The 20,821-nt window shown below is 70.4% G+C and carries 17 protein-coding genes; 11 read left to right on the top strand and 6 right to left on the bottom strand.

Annotated elements, in window-relative coordinates:
- Positions 1-197: 197 nt before the first annotated feature.
- Together CF165_RS40780 and CF165_RS40770 are read right to left on the bottom strand one after the other, a co-directional pair.
- Positions 198-1,178, bottom strand: coding sequence for a hypothetical protein (locus CF165_RS40780; RefSeq protein WP_093952925.1), 981 nt, complete (start codon positions 1,176-1,178; stop codon positions 198-200).
- A 304-nt stretch (positions 1,179-1,482) separates the two neighbouring features.
- On the bottom strand, positions 1,483-2,925 hold the full coding sequence (locus CF165_RS40770; RefSeq protein WP_158226907.1) for an MFS transporter: 1,443 nt from the start codon (positions 2,923-2,925) through the stop codon (positions 1,483-1,485).
- Between the two features lie 142 nt (positions 2,926-3,067).
- Here CF165_RS40770 and CF165_RS40765 point away from each other — a divergent pair, with 142 nt between their 5' ends.
- Both CF165_RS40765 and CF165_RS40760 read left to right on the top strand, forming a co-directional pair.
- Entirely contained in the window at positions 3,068-4,069 is a 1,002-nt protein-coding gene (locus CF165_RS40765; protein ID WP_093952923.1) for a sigma-70 family RNA polymerase sigma factor, read from the top strand.
- A 10-nt stretch (positions 4,070-4,079) separates the two neighbouring features.
- Positions 4,080-4,511 (top strand): hypothetical protein, encoded by a 432-nt coding sequence (locus tag CF165_RS40760; RefSeq protein ID WP_093952922.1) that lies wholly within the window; start codon positions 4,080-4,082, stop codon positions 4,509-4,511.
- A gap of 14 nt (positions 4,512-4,525) precedes the next feature.
- Here CF165_RS40760 and CF165_RS40755 read toward each other — a convergent pair whose 3' ends face one another.
- The 3 genes from CF165_RS40755 to CF165_RS40745 all read right to left on the bottom strand — a co-directional run bounded on the left by CF165_RS40755 (position 4,526) and on the right by CF165_RS40745 (position 6,130).
- The gene (locus tag CF165_RS40755) at positions 4,526-5,011 is read right to left on the bottom strand and encodes a hypothetical protein (RefSeq protein ID WP_093952921.1); all 486 of its coding nucleotides are present in this window, start codon (positions 5,009-5,011) and stop codon (positions 4,526-4,528) included.
- 1 nt (position 5,012) lies between these two features.
- Entirely contained in the window at positions 5,013-5,462 is a 450-nt protein-coding gene (locus CF165_RS40750; protein WP_093952920.1) for a MarR family winged helix-turn-helix transcriptional regulator, read from the bottom strand.
- A gap of 92 nt (positions 5,463-5,554) precedes the next feature.
- The gene (locus CF165_RS40745) at positions 5,555-6,130 is read right to left on the bottom strand and encodes a TetR/AcrR family transcriptional regulator (RefSeq protein WP_240522029.1); all 576 of its coding nucleotides are present in this window, start codon (positions 6,128-6,130) and stop codon (positions 5,555-5,557) included.
- Positions 6,131-6,192: 62 nt separating this feature from the next.
- On the opposite strand from CF165_RS40745, the gene CF165_RS40740 reads away from it, so the two are divergent.
- From CF165_RS40740 to CF165_RS40700, 9 genes are all read left to right on the top strand, one after another.
- Positions 6,193-7,953: an acyclic terpene utilization AtuA family protein gene (locus tag CF165_RS40740; RefSeq protein WP_205661123.1), complete on the top strand. Its 1,761-nt coding sequence runs from the start codon at positions 6,193-6,195 to the stop codon at positions 7,951-7,953.
- Positions 7,954-7,967: 14 nt separating this feature from the next.
- Positions 7,968-9,512, top strand: a complete 1,545-nt coding sequence (locus tag CF165_RS40735) for a CoA transferase (RefSeq protein ID WP_093952917.1) — start codon at positions 7,968-7,970, stop codon at positions 9,510-9,512.
- A 372-nt stretch (positions 9,513-9,884) separates the two neighbouring features.
- The gene (locus CF165_RS40730; RefSeq protein ID WP_167441723.1) at positions 9,885-11,417 is read left to right on the top strand and encodes a GH25 family lysozyme; all 1,533 of its coding nucleotides are present in this window, start codon (positions 9,885-9,887) and stop codon (positions 11,415-11,417) included.
- 111 nt (positions 11,418-11,528) lie between these two features.
- On the top strand, positions 11,529-12,551 hold the full coding sequence (locus CF165_RS40725) for a LacI family DNA-binding transcriptional regulator (RefSeq protein WP_205661122.1): 1,023 nt from the start codon (positions 11,529-11,531) through the stop codon (positions 12,549-12,551).
- Positions 12,552-12,690: 139 nt separating this feature from the next.
- On the top strand, positions 12,691-14,811 hold the full coding sequence (locus CF165_RS40720) for a glycoside hydrolase family 36 protein (protein WP_205661121.1): 2,121 nt from the start codon (positions 12,691-12,693) through the stop codon (positions 14,809-14,811).
- Positions 14,812-14,838: 27 nt separating this feature from the next.
- The gene (locus CF165_RS40715; RefSeq protein ID WP_093952915.1) at positions 14,839-16,149 is read left to right on the top strand and encodes an ABC transporter substrate-binding protein; all 1,311 of its coding nucleotides are present in this window, start codon (positions 14,839-14,841) and stop codon (positions 16,147-16,149) included.
- 16 nt (positions 16,150-16,165) lie between these two features.
- Complete coding sequence (locus tag CF165_RS40710; RefSeq protein WP_205661120.1) at positions 16,166-17,116, top strand: carbohydrate ABC transporter permease; 951 nt, start codon at positions 16,166-16,168, stop codon at positions 17,114-17,116.
- Positions 17,113-17,952: a carbohydrate ABC transporter permease gene (locus tag CF165_RS40705; RefSeq protein ID WP_093952914.1), complete on the top strand. Its 840-nt coding sequence runs from the start codon at positions 17,113-17,115 to the stop codon at positions 17,950-17,952. The genes CF165_RS40710 and CF165_RS40705 overlap by 4 nt, the downstream gene beginning before the upstream one ends.
- Positions 17,953-17,980: 28 nt before the next feature.
- Entirely contained in the window at positions 17,981-20,572 is a 2,592-nt protein-coding gene (locus CF165_RS40700) for a carbohydrate-binding protein (protein ID WP_143268790.1), read from the top strand.
- Positions 20,573-20,618: 46 nt separating this feature from the next.
- On the opposite strand, the gene CF165_RS40695 is transcribed toward CF165_RS40700, so the two are convergent.
- Entirely contained in the window at positions 20,619-20,810 is a 192-nt protein-coding gene (locus CF165_RS40695; protein WP_093952912.1) for a DUF397 domain-containing protein, read from the bottom strand.
- Positions 20,811-20,821: the final 11 nt, after the last annotated feature.

Raw genomic sequence — 20,821 nt, 5'->3', positions numbered from 1 at the left:
CAACACCGAACAGCTCACCTTTGCCGAGCTGCCCCCGGATCTCGACCATTTCCGCAGCCTACATCGGACGGCATCGCAAGGCGCCGTTCCCGAGCCGGTGGCGAGGTGCCGACGTGGCAGACTTCGACAGGGTGATGCTTGATGCATCCTCGGCCGGTTGTGTCTCCGTCTGAGGCTGCCGGATGACGGCTTCCCGCTCAGACGGCGAACGCCGCGCCGACGCTCTGGTTGTTGGCCTCGACCACGAACGAGTTGTGCGCCGCGTTGGCCGTCACCCTTGTGTAGACAACGAAGTTGCGGGACGTGCACGTCGCCAGCACGGGTACGTCCGTGATCCAGGTATTGATCTTGAAGTGGTGCACGGTGCTGGTGACGTACACGCCGGCCAGCGCGCCGTTGGTCGTGGTGTGGCAGACGCTGCCGTCCTGGTCGAGCTGGTTGGCCACGAGTTGCGTGCCCACCAACGAGTCCGCGCCGTCCATCCGCGCACCGGCCGAGTGCACGCACAGGCCGTTGTCGTCGGGGCCGTAGCAAACCGTGATGTTGAGGTCGCCGATGGCCTGCACGCTGGTGGCACCGGCCGGCGCGGTGTAGTTCACGATGTTCGCGCTCAGCGAGGAGTTGACCAGGGTCTTGCCGTTGAATGTCTGGCTGACCGAGCTGACTGCGCCGTAGACGTCCTGCAGATAGGACGAGGACAGCACGGTGACGCGGCCGGCCACGTTCGCGTGGTGGTTCACGAACTGGGCGTAGACCGCGCAGGTGAGCGAACTGTCGGTAGGCGCGGTCACGAAACCGCGGGTGAGCAACGTGGTCGAGGCACCGGTCAGCACGTTCTGGCCGGTCACCAGCTGCGCGACGTTGGTCGTCTGACCGGGGCGCCGGCAGTAGACCAGGTGGGAGACCTCGGTGACCTCCTCCGCGCCGGAGAGGTTCAACTTGCTGCTGAGGTAGTGAGTTTGCCCGGCCGCGACAGTGATCGCGCCGCCGAGCGCGCGGGTGTGCTTCGAGCCGGCCGGAGTGCTCGCCGGATCGCTCGCGTACGTCCCCGGCGCCGAGATCGGGACCGGCGTCGCCGCCTCCGCGGTTCCCGTGGTGATCGCCACCGGAACCACTGCCGCGGCCAGCCCCGCCAAGGCGAACTTGAGCAGGATTCCGGGTGAACGGGTGCCGCGCATCAGTACCTCGACCTTCCCCCGTGGGTCTGCGGTTCGTCACGAACCCGGCCGTGACTTTCCTGGGACGTTAAAGCCGTCTCCGTATCACGTCAAGGTCACCGGCCGGCCCCTCCGGTGTCTATGAGGACAACGCGTCGTCGAGCCAGGTCTCGGACTCGTCCAGCGACCAGCCCAGGTCGTCGGTGCGGACGAAGTAGGCGGCATTGCAGAGATACAGCCAAAGCACGTCGGTGGCTCGAACGACGTCTGAACCGGCGCCCCGCACCGGCCCTGGCGTGGTCCACGCTGCGCGAACGCATCGGCGTCACCACGCGGTGAAACCGGTGCGGGCGGCAAGCCCGCGCCGGCGGGACAGCACGGCGGTCACCATCCCGAGCCCGGCCAGTGCGGCGGCCACGACCATCGCGCCGCGGTAGCCCGCGGCGACTGCTTGGGCGGTGGTGTAGCCGCCGGCCGCGGTGAACGCCGCCGATGCCGCCGCGACGCCGAACGCCCCGCCCACCTGCCGGACGGTGGTGAACAGACCGGATGCCGTGCCGATATCGGCCGGTTCGACCGAGCCGACGACCGATTTGGTCAGTGCGGGCACGGCCAACGTGAAGCCGACGGCGCCGACCGCCATCGATGCCGCCAGTGCCGGATACCACAGCCCGGGACGTGAGCACACCGCGAGGACCACCATGCCCGCGGTTTGCAGCGTCATGCCGGACACGATCATCGGTCGCGTGCCCACGCGGTCGGTGCAGCCGCCGGACCACGGCCCGAGCGCCAGCGGCACCAGTCCCAGCGGCAGCAGGTGAAGACCGGCGGCCAAGGGACCGTCGCCCTGCGCGTCCTGGAGGAACTGGGCCGTGAAGAACACCACGGCCGTCAACGACGCCGACTGGAGGAAGATCCCGGCGATGCCGGAGGCGAAGGCGCGGTCGGTGAACAGCCGCAACGGGACCATCGGCCGCGCCGCCCGACGCTGCCAGGCGAGAAAGGCGGCCAAGGCGGCACCGCCGAGCACGAGTGCCCAGACCGCCCCGAGGTCACCCCAGCCTTCGCCCGCGGCGCGAACCACACCCCAGACCAGTGCCAGCACCGAGAGACCGCTGAGCCCCAGTCCCAGCGGGTCGAGTGCGCGCTGTCCGCCCGGTGCACCGTCGCGGACGTCGCGGATCCGCAGCAAGACGGCCGCGGCGGCCGCGACACCGACAGGAACGTTCAGCCAGAAGATGGCCGACCACGACAACAGCTGGGTGATCACCCCGCCGAGCACCGGTCCGAGCACCGTGGCGAGACCGGTGACCGCGCCGAACACGCCCATGGCCCATCCTCGCCGATCAGCCGGGAAGGCGGTGTTGATCAGGGCGAGCGCCATCGGCATCGTCACCGCGGCGCCGATTCCCTGCACCGTCCTGGCCACGACGAGCGTGACGCCGTCCGGCGCGAGGGCGCAGGCCGCCGACGCCGCCGCGAACAGCAGCAGGCCGCTCACGTACACCGGTCGGCGACCCCAGCGGTCGCCGAGTGCCGCCGCGGTCATCAGCAGCACCGCGAAGGTCAGGGTGTAGGCGTTGATCGTCCAGTCCAGGGTGCTGATCGAGGCGTGCAGAGCCACCCGCAACGCCGGCAGGGCGGTCGAGACGGCGAACAGGTCCAAGATCACCAGGAACGAACCGGTACTCGCCAACGCGAGTGTCCACCGCTGGTCGGTGGTCAGGCGGTTCGACGGCGGTGCGGTGAGTGTCGATCGGGATGACATCGGTCTCCTCGGGGCGGTCGGCGTGACTCGTCCACGGGTAGACCCGCGGGACCGCCGGAACCGGGCGCGCCCGGTTTCCCGGGTGGCCGGTGTCAGCACAACGGGAAGGTTCGAGGAGGCCGGACGATGCGAGGATGCCACCATGGACGAGGTCTTGCTGTCGGAAGCCCGCGAGGGCGACGCGGCGGCATTCGGCAAGCTCACCGAGCCGTACCGGCGGGAGCTGCAAGTGCACTGCTACCGCCTCGTCGGCTCGGTCGCCGAAGCCGAGGATCTCGTCCAGGACACGCTGTTGGCCGCGTGGCGCGGAATCGGCAGCTTCGCGGGGCGGTCCTCGGTGCGCACCTGGCTGTACCGGATCGCGACCAACCGGAGCCTGAACGCGTTGCGTGATCGCCACCGCCGGCCCTTGCCGGTCGCCTCGCCGCCCTCGATCCGGTTGCCCGAGCCGAGCGGGCTCTGCGAGGTACCGTGGCTGGAGCCGTATCCCGGCACCGCGGCCGAGTCCGAGGGGGTCGTGCCCGGTCCGGAAGCCCGCGTGGAGAGCCGCGAAGCCGTGTCGCTCGCGTTCGTCGCCGCGGTGCAGACGCTGCCACCTCGTCAGCGAGCGATCCTCCTGTTGCGGGACGTGCTCGGCTACCGGGGCGCCGAAGTGGCGGCCATGCTCGACACGACCGAGGACGCGGTCGCGAGCGGGCTGAAACGGGCCCGCGGCGCCCTGGCGGCCCGGCGGCCTGCCGGGCATCCGCCACTCCCGGATTCCCCGGCCGAGCGCCGCGTCCTGGCTTCGTTCGTGGCCGCCTTCGAACGGTGCGACGTTTCGGCGCTGGTCGGATTGCTCACCGATGACGCGTGGTTCACCATGCCGCCGCTGCCCGAGGAGTACCAAGGCCACGACGCCATCGCGCGCTTCTTCACCGAAGTCGGTTTCGCACACGGAACCCGGCGGTTCCGGCTCATCGCGACCAGAGCCAACGGCCAGCCCGCGTTCGGCCGCTACGTGCGCGACCCCCACGCCGGAATAGCCCACGCGCACGGATTGACTGTGCTGACTCTCGACGGCGACCGCATCACCCAATTCACCGCCTTCCTCGACACCGGTCTGTTCCCGCGCTTCGGCCTCCCCCGCACCCTGCCCGATTGAGGATCGCCGCGTGAGTTCGATCATCGAGTTCTTCGTTGCTCCGGACGACGCCGCCGCAGCCGGTGTCGTGCAGAACGGACCTGGTGCCGGCTTCGAGCCGGCGGCTTACGGCAACTTCGACGTCTGGTCCACGCTCGGGGAATGGGAGAGCATTCTGACGGGCCGCGGCCTCGAGGAGCCCATCGCCGGCGGCGGCCCGGACGTCGTTGCCGGCGGTGACGGCTCCCCGGTCGTTCTCGCCGTGCCGCGCGATCTCACCAGGGCGTTGGCCGGCGCTGGCCGCCACCTGCTCGGCACAACCGCCGAGCGGTGGGTCGAACGGCGCGAAGAGGACGGTGAAACCATCGACGACGAACTCGCCCGACAGCTCCTCGGAGAGGTGGCGGCCCTCGCCGCCGGCGCAGCAGGAACCGGAAGATCGCTGTACTGCTGGATCTGTTGACGTCCGGGGGGTCCTCAGCCGAGGTTGCGTCGGTCCAGTTTCCGGAACGCACCGAACAGGTAGCACGCGGTCGTCGCGGTCAGGAGCATGCGGAACACGTTGAGGATGTTCCACTGCCAGGCGGCGGAGTGCAGGTTGTCCGGCTGTGCGAGTGCGTCCGCGCCGAACATGCGCGGGATCACGGCCGCGACGATGTAGACGGTGAGCACGGCCAGGACGGCAGCGGCCTGCCCGGCGCGGCGGTAGTCGCGCGCCAGTTCGCCGTCTCGGTTGCGCCACCACAGGACCCACACCAGCACGAGGGCGATCTGGGTGACCGGCACGAAGTAGAGGGTGGGTCCGGTGGCGGAGAAGAACTCGTGCAGCCGGGTGAACTGGGACGGGCTGTCACGGACCCAGTTCGGCGAGAAGACCACCGCCTCGTAGAGGTTGCCGAACAGCCAGTAGGCCATCCCGATCACGGCCGCCAACGTCAGGCTCTGCTGCAGCGAGGTCTTCATGTCACTCCGGTGCGGGCGGACGGTCGGCCAGCTTGGCGAGCAGTTCGTGGAACACCCGCCGCTCGGCCTGCGTGAGCGGGGCGAAGAACTCGTCGGTGGCGCTCCGGCTGACCTTTTCGGCGGTCCTGATCCGGTTCCGCCCGGCGGGCAGGAGGTGCACCTCGACCGCGCGTCGGTCGGTGGGATGCGGCACCCGTCGCACCAATGCCATCGCCTCGAGGTCGTTGATCAGCGACACCATGACCGGCTTGAAGACACCGAGGTGTTCGCTCAGCCGCGACTGCACCATCGGCCCGTCCTGCAACAGGACGAGCACGCCGAGATGGTGGGTCTTGAGACCGGCCGAGAGCAGGGCCCGGCCGTAGTGTTCGGCACCGCTCGCGGCCACCCACGCCAGCAGGAACCCCGTCCACCGGCGCAGCCGGGCGGGCGGGCCGGTCTCTCGCGGCATCTCGTTATTTTTCATAACGTTATTAATATTAACGTTCTTCTCGAGCCCGGTCCAGTGGCAGGTTCCCGAGGTGGTCGCGGCGGCGACGGCGGTCAGGCGGTGCGCGCCCGCGGTCTGCCGATGGCGTCGAGGCAGGCGTCGACGCGGCGGCGCAGGGACTCGGCGGTGGCCGGCCCGCGGGCGCCTTCGGCCGGCAGCCGGATGACCTCGATGATGCCGCCCAGGACGAAGTCCGCGAGCGTCTCCGGGTCCGGCAGGTGCTCCACGAGCTGGACGCACGCCGGATGCAGCAGGTCGCGGTAGGCGTTCGCGGTCTGCTGGGACGCCGCACTGGGGTAAAGGTTGCGATAGAGGTCCGCGTGCCGGGCCGAGAAGTCGCACAGGCGGTGGATCACCGCCCGCGGGTCTTCCCCGGCCTCGGGGGTGAGTTCCCGGAACGAGGCCGCCACGGCCTGCGCGACGGCGTCGTCGCGGTCGCGGAAGTGCTGGTAGAAGACCTGCCTGCTCACGCCGGCGAGCTGCGTAATGTCGCTGACCGAGATCCGCTCCACCCGGCGTTCCTCGATCAGCTCGAACGAGGCCCGCCGGAGCCGGTCGCGCACCCGCGCGGCTCGGGGGTCAGCGCTGTCGATACGGGCAGGCGCCCGCGAAACGTCGTTCGTTGACACCTGTCAACGATAGCAGTAGCGTCGATTTCAGCGACAGCTGTCAACGAAGCGAGGTGGCCGCCATGGCGCGTCCGGTCCGGATCGCGAACTTCTCCGGCGCGATGGGGGACAGGTTCTCCGCGTTCGAAGAGGCCGTCCAGGGCGATCCGGTCGACGTCGTGATCGGCGACTCGATGGCCGAGATCACCATGTCGATGGTCGTCGCCGGCTTCCACGAAAACCGCGAAGCCCGGCGCGGGTTCTTCTCCGAGTACTTCCTGCGCCAGCTGCGTCCCCAGCTGTCCGCCGTCGCCGAAAAGGGGATCAAGGTCGTCACCAACGCCGGGATCTACCACCCGGCTGGGCTCGCCGAAGCGATTCGCACCGAGGTCGCGGCCCAGGGCCTGACCCTCAAGGTCGCGTACGTGACCGGCGACGACCTCACCGACACCGCGAAGGACCTGATCGCCGAGGGGCAGCTGAACCACCTGGAAACCGGCGCACCACTGGAGATCGACGACCTGCTGGCCGTCAACGCCTACCTCGGCGGCTGGGGCATCAAGACCGCGCTCGACGAAGGCGCCGACATCGTCATCACCGGCCGCGTCGCCGACGCCTCCCTCGTCACCGGCCCCGCCGCGTGGTGGCACGGCTGGCAGCGCGGGGACCTGGACCGCATCGCCGGGGCGACCGCCGCCGCGCACATCATCGAATGCGGGCCGCAGGCCACCGGCGGCAACTTCGCCGGCTTCACCGGCATCGCCGACAACTCGCTGCCCGGCTTCCCCATCGCCGAGGTCGCCGACGACGGCAGCTTCGTGATCACCAAACGGTCCGGCGACGGCGGCGCGGTCACCGTCGACACCGTCACCGCCCAGCTGATGTACGAGATCCAGGGCCCGCGCTACCTCAACCCGGACGTCACCTGGCACACCGACTCCATCACGCTCGCCCAGGACGGCCCGGACCGCGTGCGCGTCACCGGCGCCCGCGGCAGCGCGGCCTCCGAGACGACCAAGGTCGGTGTCAACTTCCAGCGCGGCTACCGCGGCGCGACCTGGCTCTTCCCCACCGGCCTGGACGTCGACGCCAAGATCGACGTGCTCAAGGCCCAGGCCGAACGCGCCCGCCAGGACCACCCCGTGGACGAGCTGCACTTCTTCGTCTGCGGGCAGCCGGTCCCCGACCCGAAGGACCAGTGGCAGGCCACCGTCGCGGTCCAGGTGTCGGCCGCCGCGGCGGACCAGCAGACGGTTTCGGGGTTCCTGAACCAGTTCTGCTCCTACGGCCTCGGCAGCATCCCCGGCTTCTACATCGACATGACCCAGATGTACTCCATGGGCGGGCAGCCGCGGATCGACTACTGGCCGGGGCTCGTCCGGCAGGCCGACCTCCACCACCAGGTCCACCTGCCCGACGGCCGGGTCCTCGACATCGCTCCCCCGCCGGGCACCGTCGTCTTCCCCGGCCAGCCCGAGACCCCTTCGAGCCCCGCGGCATCGTTCGGTCCCACCAGGACTGTCCCGTTCGGACAGATCGTCTACGCGCGCACCGGCGACAAGGGCGCCAACGCCAACCTCGGCGTCTGGGCCCGGACCGAAGCCGCGTGGCCGTGGCTCGCGGCGTTCCTCACCGCCGACCGCCTCCGCGAGCTGCTGAACTGCCCGGAGGACGTGGCCATCGAACGCTACGAACAGCCGAACCTGCACGGCATCTCGTTCGTGCTGGGCGGTTACTTCCCGCCCAGCGGCTCGGCGAACCTCGCCCTCGACCAGATCGGCAAGTCCCTCGGCGAGTTCCTCCGCGCCCGCCACGTCGACGTCCCGACCGCCCTGCTGCCCTGACCGGAGAGTCCACAGTGGAAACCACCGACCCGCGGGTGCTGCGCGAGGCCATGCTCGAAGCCGTCCGCCACCGCGCCACCGACGACGAGTTCGACCCGCACGCCGAACTCCGCGCCGTCCTCGCCCCGCTCGGCTTCACGCCCGAAGACAGCGGCGGGACGATCACGTTCCTCAAGCGCGACCCGCTGATGCCCAGCAGCATCCGCATCGGCGGCGCCGCCGCGGTCGCCCTGGCCCAGCAGTCCGTGGTCGCCGCCAAGCTGTGGCGGATGCGCACCGGCCTCGGCCAGGACATCACCGTCGACCTCGGCCAGGCCATCCGCCGCCTCGCCCCGGCCTCGGAAATGAAGTGGGAAACCCTCAACGGCTACCCCGCCGCGATGTCCGACCGCAACGTCTTCGCCTACTTCGGGTTCTACCCCACCCGCGACGGCCGCCGGGTCATCCCGGCCAACATCTACCCCGGCCTCAAGTCGAAGATGCTCGCCGTCCTCGACTGCGCCGACAACGCCGAAGCCCTCGGCCGCGCCATCGCCCGGTATTCGGCCGACGAACTGGAAGCGCTCGGCGAAGAGCACGGAATCGTGTTCGCGAAGGTCCGCAGCGTCGAAGAGTTCGTCGAGGAGCCGGTGTTCGAGCACCTCGCGTCCCGGCCGCTGGTCGAGATCGAAAAGGTCGCCGACACCCCGCCGGAACCCTTGCCGGAGTGGGGAAGCCACCCGCTGTCCGGCGTCCGCGCGCTCGGCATGGGCCACGTGATCGCCGGGGCCGGGATCGGCCGCTCGCTGGCCTCGCTCGGCGCGGACGCGCTCAACGTCTGGCGCGTCATGGAGTTCGAAGAGGAGCCGCTGGTCGCCACCGCCAACGTCGGCGTCCGCTCGACCCGCCTCGACGTTCGCGGTCCCGACGGGAAAGCGACGCTGCGCTCGCTGCTGCGCGACGCGGACATCTTCTACGCGAACCGCCGTCCCGGCCTGCTGACCGAACTGGGCGTCGACGCCGAGCAGGCGTTCGCCGTGCGGCCCGGCCTCATCCACGTCACGGCCAGCTGCTACGGCGAAACCGGCCCCTGGGCCCGGCGCGTCGGCTTCGACCAGGTCGCCGGCACGGTGACCGGCATGGTCGCCGCCGAAGGCAGCCTCGAGGAACCGAAGCTGCCGCCGACGTCGATCATCAACGACTACCTGGTCGCCTGGCTCGGCGCGACCGGCGCCATGGCGGCGCTGGCCCGCCGCGCCACCGAAGGCGGCAGCTACCGGGTCCACGTGTCACTGACCCGGGCCGCGATGTGGGCGGTCACCCTCGGCTTCTTCGACTGGGACTACGTCCGCGGCGCGGTCGGCAGCGGCGGCGAGCACGAACTGCTCGACCCGCAGCTGTTCACCTCGCTCACCCCGCTCGGGATCTACCAGGGCGTCACCGAGAACGTCACGCTGTCACGGACCCCGCACCACTACCTGAACGTGCTCTCCCCGCGCGGCGCGGACCAGCCGGTCTGGCTGCCGCGGCCGCGGAAGCTGGACGTCGCAGCGTTGGCCAAGACCCTGGGCCGTGGCTGATCAAGCCCGCACAACGACACAAAGGCACGGAAACGCGCTCCTTCCGGAAAAATCGCACCCACCGGCACTGTCCGCAATGGCCGGTCGGCGCTTCGTCGACGGAAGGTGACGGCCACCGCATTTCCCGCCCCCAGGGTGATTTTTCCTGTCTGCTTCGGTAACGCTTCCGGGCTCCCGTCGATAGCGGGGTGAACAGATACCGGGTGGAGGTTTGCGGTGGGTTGGGTTCAACGTGCGGTGACCGCGGGTGCGGTCACTGCCTTGGTCACGGGCGTGCTGGCCGGAACACCGGCGGCGGCCATGGCATCGAGCGCTCCGGCGGCCACCGGGAGGGCGGCCGCGAGCGCCCCTGCCCATCCGGGCTCGGACTACATGGGATCGACGATCGGTGCGCACACCACCGCGACGCCGAAGGCCGCCGCGCGCGCGGCCGCGGCCTCGGGTGTGACTACGCCGGGCATGGACGTGTCCCACTACCAGGGCACTGTGGACTGGGGCGCGGCGGCGGCTCAGGGCGCGAAGTTCGCGTACATGAAGGCCACTGAGAGCACGACCTATGTGGACCCGCAGTTCACGACCAACTTCGCCGGTTCCGCGAACGCCGGGCTGCTGCGCGGCGCGTACCACTTCGGACTGCCGGACACCTCGTCGGGCGCGGCGCAGGCGCAGTTCTTCCTGAGCCACGGCGGTGGCTGGGTCGCGGACGGCAAGACGCTGCCGCCGGTGCTCGACATCGAGTACAACCCCTACAGCACGGCGGACTGGCCGGGCTACTGCTACAACATGACCCCGGCGCAGGTTTCGGCGTGGATCTCCGACTTCGTCACGACGATCCACGACCGCACGAACCGGTGGCCGGTCATCTACACCACCAACGGCTGGTGGTCGAACTGCACCGCGAACAACCCGAACTTCGCCAATGATCCACTGTGGATCGCGGGTACCGTCACGATGCCGGCGAGCTGGACGGACTACACGTTCGACCAGACCGCGTCGTCCGGCACGTTCCCCGGTGACCAGGACGTGTTCAACGGCAGCCTGGCCGATCTGCAGTCCCTCGGCACCGGCACCGTCGCCGACAAGATCACGCAGCACTACACCGACCTCGGCGGTGCGTCGTCCTATCTGGGCAACCCGTCCGGCGGCGAATACGCGGCCGCCGGCGGCTGGGCGCAGAACTACGAGCAGGGCATCATCGGCTACTTCCCGGCGACCGGCGCGTACGCGGTGCACGGCTCGATCTGGCAGCACTACCAGCAGCTCGGCGGCCCCGGCGGCGTGGTGGGCCTGCCGACGACGGACGAGACCGGGACACCCGACGGCGTGGGCCGCTACAACCACTTCACCGGTTCGCTGGGCGCCTCCATCTACTGGACGGCGTCGACCGGCGCCAAAGCGGTCTACGGCGTGATCCGGCAGAAGTGGGCCGCACTCGGCTGGGAAACGGGCCTCGGCTACCCCACCACGGACGAAAGCGGGACCCCGGATGGCGTCGGACGCTACAACCACTTCAACGGCGCCCAAGGCGCCTCCATCTACTACACGGCGGCCACCGGCGCGCAGTCCATCCACGGCCTGATCCGCCAGAAGTGGGCCGCACTCGGCTGGGAAACCGGCCTCGGCTACCCCACCATCGACGAGGGGGTGACCCCCGACGGCGTCGGACGCTACAACCACTTCAACGGCGCCCAAGGCGCCTCCATCTACTACACGGTCGCGACCGGCGCGCAGTCGATCCACGGCCTGATCCGCCAGAAGTGGGCCTCGCTCGGCTGGGAGGGCAGCAGGCTGCGCTACCCGACCAGCGACGAGTTCGCCGTCACCGGCGGCCGCCGCAACAACTTCCAGGGCGGGACGATCACCTTCGTCACGGCCGGCTCGACGACCCAGGTCGCCTACAGCTGATCCCGGGGTGCCGCGCGGCGGGGCTCACTCCCCGCCGCGCGGCTCCCGGGAAGTGCCCGGCGGCCCAGGCGTGACTTTGACGTGGCGATCCGCACCGATCACGATGACACCGTGACCCGACGTTCCTCCGCCGCGCCCAGCATCCGTGACGTCGCGGCCGCCGCGGGTGTCTCCTACCAGACCGTGTCACGGGTGCTGAACGACTCGCCGTACGTCAACGCCGACACCCGGCGGCAGGTGCGGGAGGTCATCGAACGGCTCGGCTACCGCCCCAACCGGGCGGCCAGGGCGCTCGGCTCGGGACGGTCGAACGCGGTGACCGTGGTCATCGCGGAAACGACGCTGTACGGCTACGCCTCCACGTTGCGCGGGATCGAGGAGGCCGCTCGCCTGCGGGGGCTCGCGGTCGGGGTCCGGGTGGTGGAGTCGGACCGGGCCGCCGACGTCCGGCAGGCCGTCGAGTACGTGAGTGATCCCAATGCCGGCGGGATCGTGGTCGTCGCCTTCGACGCCGCCGGGGCCGGGGTGTTGCGGGCGCTGCCGGCGGACGTTCCGGCGGTGGCCGCGACGGAAGCCGGTGGCCTCGGCGACGTCGCGCGGTCGATGATCTTCCTCGACGAACGGCAGGCCGCCGCCGACGCGACGCGACACCTCCTGGACCTGGGACACCGCACGGTGCACCACGTCGCGATCCCCTCGGAGACCGGCACGAGCGCCCGTCAGGCGGGGTGGCGCGGCGCGCTCGAAGCGGCACGGGTGCCCGTTCCGGCGGTCGTGCCCGCGGGGTGGGACGTGCGGTCGGCCTACCTGGCCGGACGGGACCTCGCCGCCGATCCGGACGTGACCGCGATCCTCTGCGGCAACGACGACACCGCCATGGCCGTCCGCCGGGCACTGCACGAAGCCGGGCGGGACGTGCCCGGTGACGTCAGCATCGTCGGGTTCGACGACGTTCCCGGCGCCGCCTACTGGACGCCCGCGCTCACGACCGTCCGGATGGACTTCGTGGCCTTGGGACGCGCGTGCCTGGCGGCGCTCGCGGCCGACCTGGCCGGGGTGCCGCGGCCGGCGGTCGAGCTGGCGCCGCCGTCCCTCGTGATCCGCGAGTCGACCGCCTCTCCCCGCGCGCGGTGAACATCGAAGTGTTCGTAACAACAAGGTAACGCGGGCTTTTCAGCCGGACGTGTGACCAGTCACACTGCTGGCCTGCGATTGTGACCGGTCACATAGGTCGTGAACAGCAGAAATGCCAACCGCGTGATAGGGAGCAACGGTGATCTCGACGGAACCGGCCACGACCGTGGCCTGGGGCCACTCGGCGTTGGAACTCGTCGTGGACGTGTCCCCGGACGGCCCGGTCGCCCTCCGGAGCCTGACCGACGGCAGCGCCGACGGCAGCGCCCAGGGCGACCTCCGGGCGGGCCAGCCGCTGGTCGAACTGCTGGTCGCCGGCGAAGGCCGGGCCCGGGCTTCGCACCGGTTCTCGGAGACCGCCGTCGGCAGGCGCCTGGTCTACACCGGCTCGATCCGGGGCGAGGACGGGAAGTGGCGCGAACTGCACATCGACGCGCGGGACGAGCGGACCGGGCTGAGCGCGCGGACGTCGTTCCGGTCGGTCGACGGCGTCGCCGCCTGCCGCGTCACGACCACGGTGACCAACCACGGCCAGGAACCCGTGCTGCTGCAGGGCGTGACCTCCTTCGCCGCGGGTTTCCCCGGCGCGCGGATCGAAGACGTCGACCTGCTGCGGGCCGACAGCGAATGGCTCGGTGAAGGCCGGTGGACGCGCCATCCGCTGCGGGACGACGTCCTGCCCGACCTCAACCTCGGGCTGCACGGCCAGGACGGCCGCGGCCGGTTCGCCGCCGTCAGCACCGGCACCTGGTCCACCGGGACCCACCTGCCGTCCGGGGGGCTCGTCGACCGCCGCACCGGGCAGGCCTGGCTGTGGCAGGTGGAGCACAACGGCGCCTGGCGGTGGGAGGTCGGCGAACGCCGGGACGGCGCGTACCTCGCGCTGCTCGGGCCGACGGACATCGACCACCAGTGGCACCAGACCCTGCGGCCCGGCGAGTCCTTCACCACGGTCCCGGTGTCGGTTGCCGTGTCCGATGTGGACGGTTTGGACGGTGCGGTCGCCGCGCTCACCGCGCACCGGCGTGAACTCGTCCGCCCGCACCGCGACCGGTCCGCGCTGCCGGTCGTCTTCAACGACTACATGAACACGCTGATGGGCGACCCCACCACGGAGAAGCTGCTTCCGCTCGTCGACGCCGCCGCGGCGGCCGGTGCGGAAGTGTTCTGCATCGACGCGGGCTGGTACGACAACGGCACCAGCTGGTGGGACAGCGTCGGCGAGTGGCAGCCGTCGGAAACCCGCTTCCCCCAAGGCATCCAGGAGGTCCTCGCCCGGATCCGCAAGCGGGGCATGGTTCCCGGCCTGTGGCTGGAGCCGGAAGTGATCGGCGTGCGCAGCCCGATGGCGGACAAGCTGCCCGACGCGGCTTTCCTCCAGCGCGGCGGGGTCCGGCTCGTCGAACACGACAGATACGTCCTGGACCTGCGGCACCCGGGCGCCGTCGCGCACCTGGACGGCGTGGTCGACCGGCTGGTGGAAGACCTCGGGGTCGGCTACTTCAAGCTCGACTACAACGTCGACCCCGGCGCGGGCACCGATCTGGCGGCCGACAGCGTCGGCGCGGGGCTGCTCGCCCACAACCGGGCGCACCTGGCCTGGCTGGACGGCGTCCTGGACCGGCATCCCGGGCTGATCCTCGAGAACTGCGCGTCGGGCGCCATGCGCATGGACTACGCGCTGCTCTCCCGGATGCAGCTGCAGTCCACCAGCGACCAGCAGGACTACCTGCGCTACCCGCCGATCGCCGTGGCCGCCCCGCTGTCGGTCCTGCCGGAGCAGTCAGCCAGCTGGGCCTACCCGCAACCGGACATGGCGGACGAGGACTTCGCCTACACCGTGTGCACCGGGCTGCTCGGCCGCCTCTACCTGTCCGGGCGCCTCGACCTGATGTCCGCCGAGCAGCGAGCTTCCGTGCGCTCCGCGGTGGAGGCGTACCACGAGATCCGCAAAGGACTGAACAAGGCGGTTCCGCTGTGGCCGCTGGGCCTGCCCGGGTGGAGCGATCCGTGGCTCAGCCTGGCCTTGTGCTCCGGTGACGTCACCCATCTCGCCGTGTGGCGGCGCGGGCGCGACGCCGGACCCGTGACGTTGTCCTTGCCCCACTTGCGATCCCGGCACGTCCACATCGAGGTCCGCTACCCGCGGGACCTGCCCGCCTGGACCGTCGACTGGGACACCGGAACCGGCTCCCTGACCCTGACCCCCACCCCGCACACCACCGCGTCCGCGCGGCTCTTCCGCATCGTCGCCGGCTAAACCCCACCACCAAAAGGATCTCCCACGATGAAGAAATGGATCAGCGCCGTCGCCGCCGCTGTGCTCACGCTCGGCCTCGCCGCCTGCAGCGACCCGTCCGCGAACGCCCCCGCCGACGCCTCGGCCGTCACCTGGCCCGACCCGGCCGCGAAGCTCGACGGGGTCAAGCTGACCGTCTGGGCGGCGCAGAACAGCAACACCGTGCCCAAGCAGGTCGTGGCCGCCTTCGAGCAGGCGACCGGCGCGTCCGTCCAGGTCGTGACGATCCCCGACCCGTACGAGCAGAGCATCCAGACGAAGGTGGCCACCGGCGACAAGCCGGACCTCGCGTTCTGGCAGCCCACTGCGTCGATGCTGACGGCCATCAACGCGAAGACCAACCTCCAGCCGCTGGACGACGCGCCGTGGCTCGGCAAGCTGGCGCCGGACCTGAAGGACATCACCGGCCTGCTGGACGGCAAGCGCTACGCCGCGCTGATCACCAGCCCGGCCGTCGAAGGCGTCTACTACAACAAGGAAGTCTTCGCCGCCAACGGCATCACCGAGACGCCGAAGACGTTCGACGCCATGGTCACCGCGGCCCGCGCGCTCAAGGCCAAGGGCGTCACCCCGTTCTTCGAAATGGGCGGCGACCGGTGGGCGACGCAGTGGTGGGTGCAGGTTCAGCTGGCCGACGCGGCCAAGAACGGCCTCTGGGACAAGATCAACTCCAAGCAGGAGACCTTCACCAGCCCGGTCGTGCTCGACACGATCAAGAAGTACAAGGCGCTGATCGACGAGGGCCTCTTCAACGCCGACATCAAGACCGCCAAGCTGGAGGACCAAGGCGCCGCGCTGCTCGACGGCAAGGCTGCGATGGCCGTGCAGGTCAACTCGTTCTTCAGCCAGCTGCAGGCCAAGGCCGACACCGCGACGCTGGACAAGAAGATCGGCTTCTTCCCGATCGCGCCGTCCGGTCAGGTCGGGACCTTCATCCCGGACCAGACGAACGCCCTGGTCGCCTTCCGGACCGGTGACGCCAAGCGCGAGGCCGCGGCCCGTCAGCTGCTGGCGTACTGGATGGGCCCGGGCTACGCCGGGTTCGTCGCCGACCGCAAGACCATCTCGCTCGAGCCGTCGGTCGCCAACCCGCCGGGCGTGCCGCAGGCCCTGCTCGACGTGCACAAGTCCCTGCCCACGGCGGTCGGTTCGATGCAGGCGCTGGCCGTCGCCAACCCGGACCTCTACATCAACCTCGCGGACATGATCGCCGGGACCATGACGCCGGACCAGGTGGCCAAGGCCACCCAGGACCAGTTCGCCCAGCTGGCCAAGGCGGCCGGAGCCCCGGGCTTCTGACCCGGCGAGGAGCACAATGTCCACCGCACAACGCACGCTCGCCGTGGAGCGGCCGGTCACCCGGCCCGCTCCACGGGCGAGCGCCCGGCCCACGAGCACCCGCGGCAAGCGGACGCACCCGATGTGGTTCCTGGCGCCCGCGTTCGCCATCCTGCTCGTCTTCTTCTTCCTGCCGACGCTGTTCAACTTCGTCTACGCGTTCACCGACTGGTCCGGGTTCAAGAGCTCGATCAACCCGGCCGGGCTGGACAACTTCACCCAGCTGGCCTCGGACGGCACGCTGCTGCGCGCGGTGCGGATCACGCTCGTCTACGCGGTGCTGGTCGCGGTCTTCCAGAACGTCTTCGGGTTCGCGCTGGCCGTCCTGCTCGAACGCGACAACCGGCTCAACCGCGTCGCTCGGATCTGCTTCCTCATCCCCGTGCTGATGTCGGCGCTCGCGGTCGGGTACATCTTCCAAGCCCTGCTGAAACCGCACGGCAGCCTCAACGGGCTGATCGGCGCGGTGCTCGGGCGCCCGTTCGACTACGCGTGGCTCGGGGACACGACCTGGTCGATCGTCGTGGTCGCGCTGATCCACGCGTGGAAGTGGATGGGCCTGTCGATGCTCATCTACCTGGCCGGGCTCAAGACGGTCCCGGAAGACATCCTCGAAGCCGCCCGCATCGACGGCGCCTCGCGCTGGCGCACGTTCTGGGTCGTCAAGTCGCCGCTGCTGGCGCCGGCGGTCACGTTCAACGTCGCCACCGCGCTGCTCGGGTCGATGAACGGCTTCGACGTCGTCCAGGCCACCACCGGCGGCGGCCCGGCCCGCACGACGGAGATCCTCAACATCTTCATCTACCGCACCTTCGGCCAGGGCCTGTTCGCCCAGGCGACGGCGATGAGCCTGGTGCTGTTCCTGCTCGTCGCGTTCCTGGCCTTCCCGGTGATCCGCACCCTGCGCAAGCGAGAGGAGATCCTGTGACCGCCCGCCTCAGCGACGCGCGCTTCTGGACGAGGCTGCAGCCGGTCGTCACCACGATCGGAGTCCTCGTCCTCATCGGGATCCCGCTCTGGCTCGTCGTGGTGACCGCCGGGAAGTCCCAGGGCGAGGCGCTCAACCCCGACCTCTCGCTGCCCAGCCACTGGCAGCTGTTCGGGAACCTGCGGGAGGTCTGGGTCGAGGGCGAGGTCCCGGCCGCCTTCTTCGGCAGCCTGCTGATCGTCGTGCCCACGGTCGCCGGTGTCCTCACGTTCGGCTCCATGGCCGCGTGGGTGCTGGCCCGCCGCGCGACCCGGCTCAACGCCGCCCTGTACGCCCTGGGCATCAGCGGGATCGTGCTGCCCCCGGCCGTCGTCACCGTGGTGCTCCTGCTGCGTCAGCTCGGCCTCGCGGGCAGCGCCGTCGGCATGATCGGGGTCTACATGGGCATCTACCTGTCCACCGTGATCTTCTTCGTCACGGGGTTCGTCCGGACCATCCCGGTGTCCCTCGAGGAAGCCGCCCAGATCGACGGCGCCAGTCCGTTCACGGTGTTCCGGCGCATCGTGCTGCCGCTGCTGCGACCGGCGCTGGCCACCGCCACCATCCTCATCTGCCTCTACGTGTGGAACGACGTCTTCTACGCCTTCTTCGTCGTCGGCGGGCGGCTCGACACCTTGCCGCTCAACCTCTTCCGCGTCGCCAGCGCGGGGCTCTACCTCAACAACTGGCACCTCATCTTCGCCTACGTGGTGCTGATGAGCCTGCCGCTGATCGTCGTCCTCGCCGTCGCCCAGCGGAAGATCATCTCGGGCATCACCAGCGGCGCCGTCAAGTGAACCCCCTCCCCAGCGAAGCGGAGTGCTGATGCGACAACGAATCCTGGCGGGGGCGGCAGTCGCCGTCCTCGCGTTCACCACGCTGTCCCCCGCCACCGCCCAAGGCGCGCCCGCGACTGCGGCTGCGGCTGTGCTGCGCGTCGACCTCGGTTCGTCCACGGGCGCCTTCCACGGCGGCGCCACGGGCATCCTCTACGGCCTCGGCGATCCCGGTGTCCCGTCGCAAGACCTGATCGCCGGGATGCACCCGCGGACCATCTCCCAGAAGGCACCCGACGGCGAGCAGCACCCCAACGGCGACGCGCTGGCCGTGGCCGACGGCTTCTTCGCCGCCGGCGGCACCGACGTGCACATCTACGCCCAGGACGTCTACAGCCGCTGGCCGTACCAGGACCTCGGCGTCGACGACTACATCGCGCGGCTCAAGCCCCAGCTGGACAAGGTGGCGAAGCGGCCGGACCGCGACCGGTTCGTGTGGACGATCTTCAACGAACCGGACGGGAACTGGTACTCGGACTGGGCGAACAAGAAGCAGCAGTTCTTCGCCGACTGGACGAAGGTCTACCGCACGGTGAAGTCGGTCCTGCCGAACGCCCGGATCGCCGGCATCGGCGAAACCGGGTACCGAGCCGACCACCTGCGTGAGTTCCTGACCTACGCCAAGGCCAACAACGTGCTGCCCGACATCGCCACCTGGCACGAGCTCAGCCCCGACTCACCGGCCACCTACCGCGGGCACTACGCGGACTACCGCGCCATGGAACGCTCGCTCGGCATCTCGCCGCGGCCGATCACCATCAACGAGTACGCCGACCGGCAGGACACCTCGGTGCCCGGGCGGCTGATCCAGTGGATCACCATGCTCGAAGACACCAAAGTGGACGGTCAGCTGGCGTACTGGTCGCTGGCGGGCAACCTCAGCGACAACGCCGTGCGCACCGGCCGCGCCAACGGCGGCTGGTGGCTGACGAAGTGGTACGCCGACCTGTCCGGCGACACCGTGCGCGTGACGCCGCCGCGGCCGGACACCCGGGACTCGCTGCAGGGCCTGGCGACCCTGAACCGCCAGGACCGCAAGGCGACCGTCCTGCTCGGCGGCTCGGCGGACACGGTCGACGTCGCGCTGACCGGCCTGGACCGGAAGGTCTTCGGCGACCGGGTGGACGTCCGGATCGCCAAGTCGACCTGGTCGGGCTACGAGGGCGACGCCCAGCAGCCGCCGATCGTGGCGGCGTCCCGGGTCCGCGTGCAGGACGGCAAGGCGACGATCTCCGTGCCGGGCGGCGACCCGCTGGCCGCGTACCAGGTGGTCGTCACGCCCGCGGGGCTCGGCGCCCCGCCCACGGCGACCGCACCGTGGCAGGCGAGCTACGAAGCCGAGTCGGGCACCGTGGAGAACGCCCGGGTCTACGTCCAGGACGACGGGTCGGGTTCGTGGGACATGGCCATGCGCTACACGACGTCGGGCGGCAAGGACGTCGGGTCCATGAACACCCCCGCTTCCCGCGACACCGTGGACGTCGACGCCCCGCGTGCCGGCACGTACCGGCTGGGCGTCTTCTACGGCACCAACGCCTTCGTCGGCAGGCTGGCGCTGTACGTCGACGACACCTACGTCCGCACCCTGACCCTGCCGGCCACGCTGAACTGGACCTACCGGGGCCGGCTGGACACGCCGCTCACGCTGAGCGCGGGCAAGCACCGCGTTTCGCTGCGCACCACCGATCCGAGCGGGTTCCTCGGCGGCTCGTCCGACGTCACGCTGGACCGCTTCGACCTGACCGAGGTCACCGGCCCCGAGCGGGCGGAGTACCCGCTCGCCGACGCCCGCCGCTCCGGGGGCACGGTCGACCACGGCACGGGTGCGCTCCAGGTTCTCGCGCCCGGCGCGGTCGTCCTGGCCGCGGGACAGAAGGTGACCACGTACCTGTCCGCCGCCGAAGACGGTTACTACCGCCTGTCGACGTCCTGGGCGGGTGTCGGCCGCAGCACGCTCGGGCTCACGCTGTCCGGCCGCCGCGTGGCGGGCGGCGACCTGACCGCGACGGGCATCGGAGTCTGGTCGGGCAGCACGACGGTGTTCCTCAAGGCGGGTGTCACCGAGGCCGTCCTGTCCAACGAGGGCCGCACGCCGCTGATCGCGGGCACGCTCACCCAGGTGCGCGACGCGGCGGCCGACCGGCACGCGGTCCGCGTCGAGGCCGAGGCGGGACAGCTCGCGGGCGGAGCGGCGACGGCGACCGGCCCCTGGGCGTCCGGCGGCTCCTACGTCGGCTACCTGGGCAACGGCGGCACGCTGACCATCCCGCGCACCGGCGGTCCCGGTCAGTACGACCTCACCGTCGCCTACGCGCAGGCCGAGAAGAACACCGGGCACCCGTACAACACGGACACGATCACCCGGACCCTGGTGGCGACCGAAGCGGGCGGCACGGTGACGAAGGCGCCCTACCGCCACAACTACACCTGGGACGGCTTCTGGCCGGAGACCTCACCGATCGACCTGGCCACGAAGGGCGGCGCGCTCACCTTCGGCAACCCGGCCGCCTGGGGTCCGAACGTCGACTGGGTGCAGCTCGCCCCGCTCGTCGTCGCGAACACCGTGACGCCCTGGCACTGATCCAGCGCGGGCGAGCACCGGCCAGCCCCGGTGCTCGCCCGCCCTGCTACTTCGCGACGCTCGTCAGGAACGCCGACCAGCCGGCGTCCGGCATGACGAAGAACCCGCCGTGTGGGTCCTTCGAGTCACGGACGGCGGCGCCGTCGCCGAGGATCGCCACCTCGACACACTCGTTGCCACCTTCGCCGCTGTAGCTACTCTTCCGCCACACCGCCTCCGGCAATTGCGTCTTGTTCAACGTCAGTCTCC

This window comes from Amycolatopsis vastitatis (assembly GCF_002234595.1).
In the GTDB taxonomy this organism is placed as follows: Bacteria; Actinomycetota; Actinomycetes; order Mycobacteriales; family Pseudonocardiaceae; genus Amycolatopsis; species Amycolatopsis vastitatis.
Note: the sequence above shows the minus strand (reverse complement) of the source record. Positions and strands in the feature narration are given on the sequence as shown.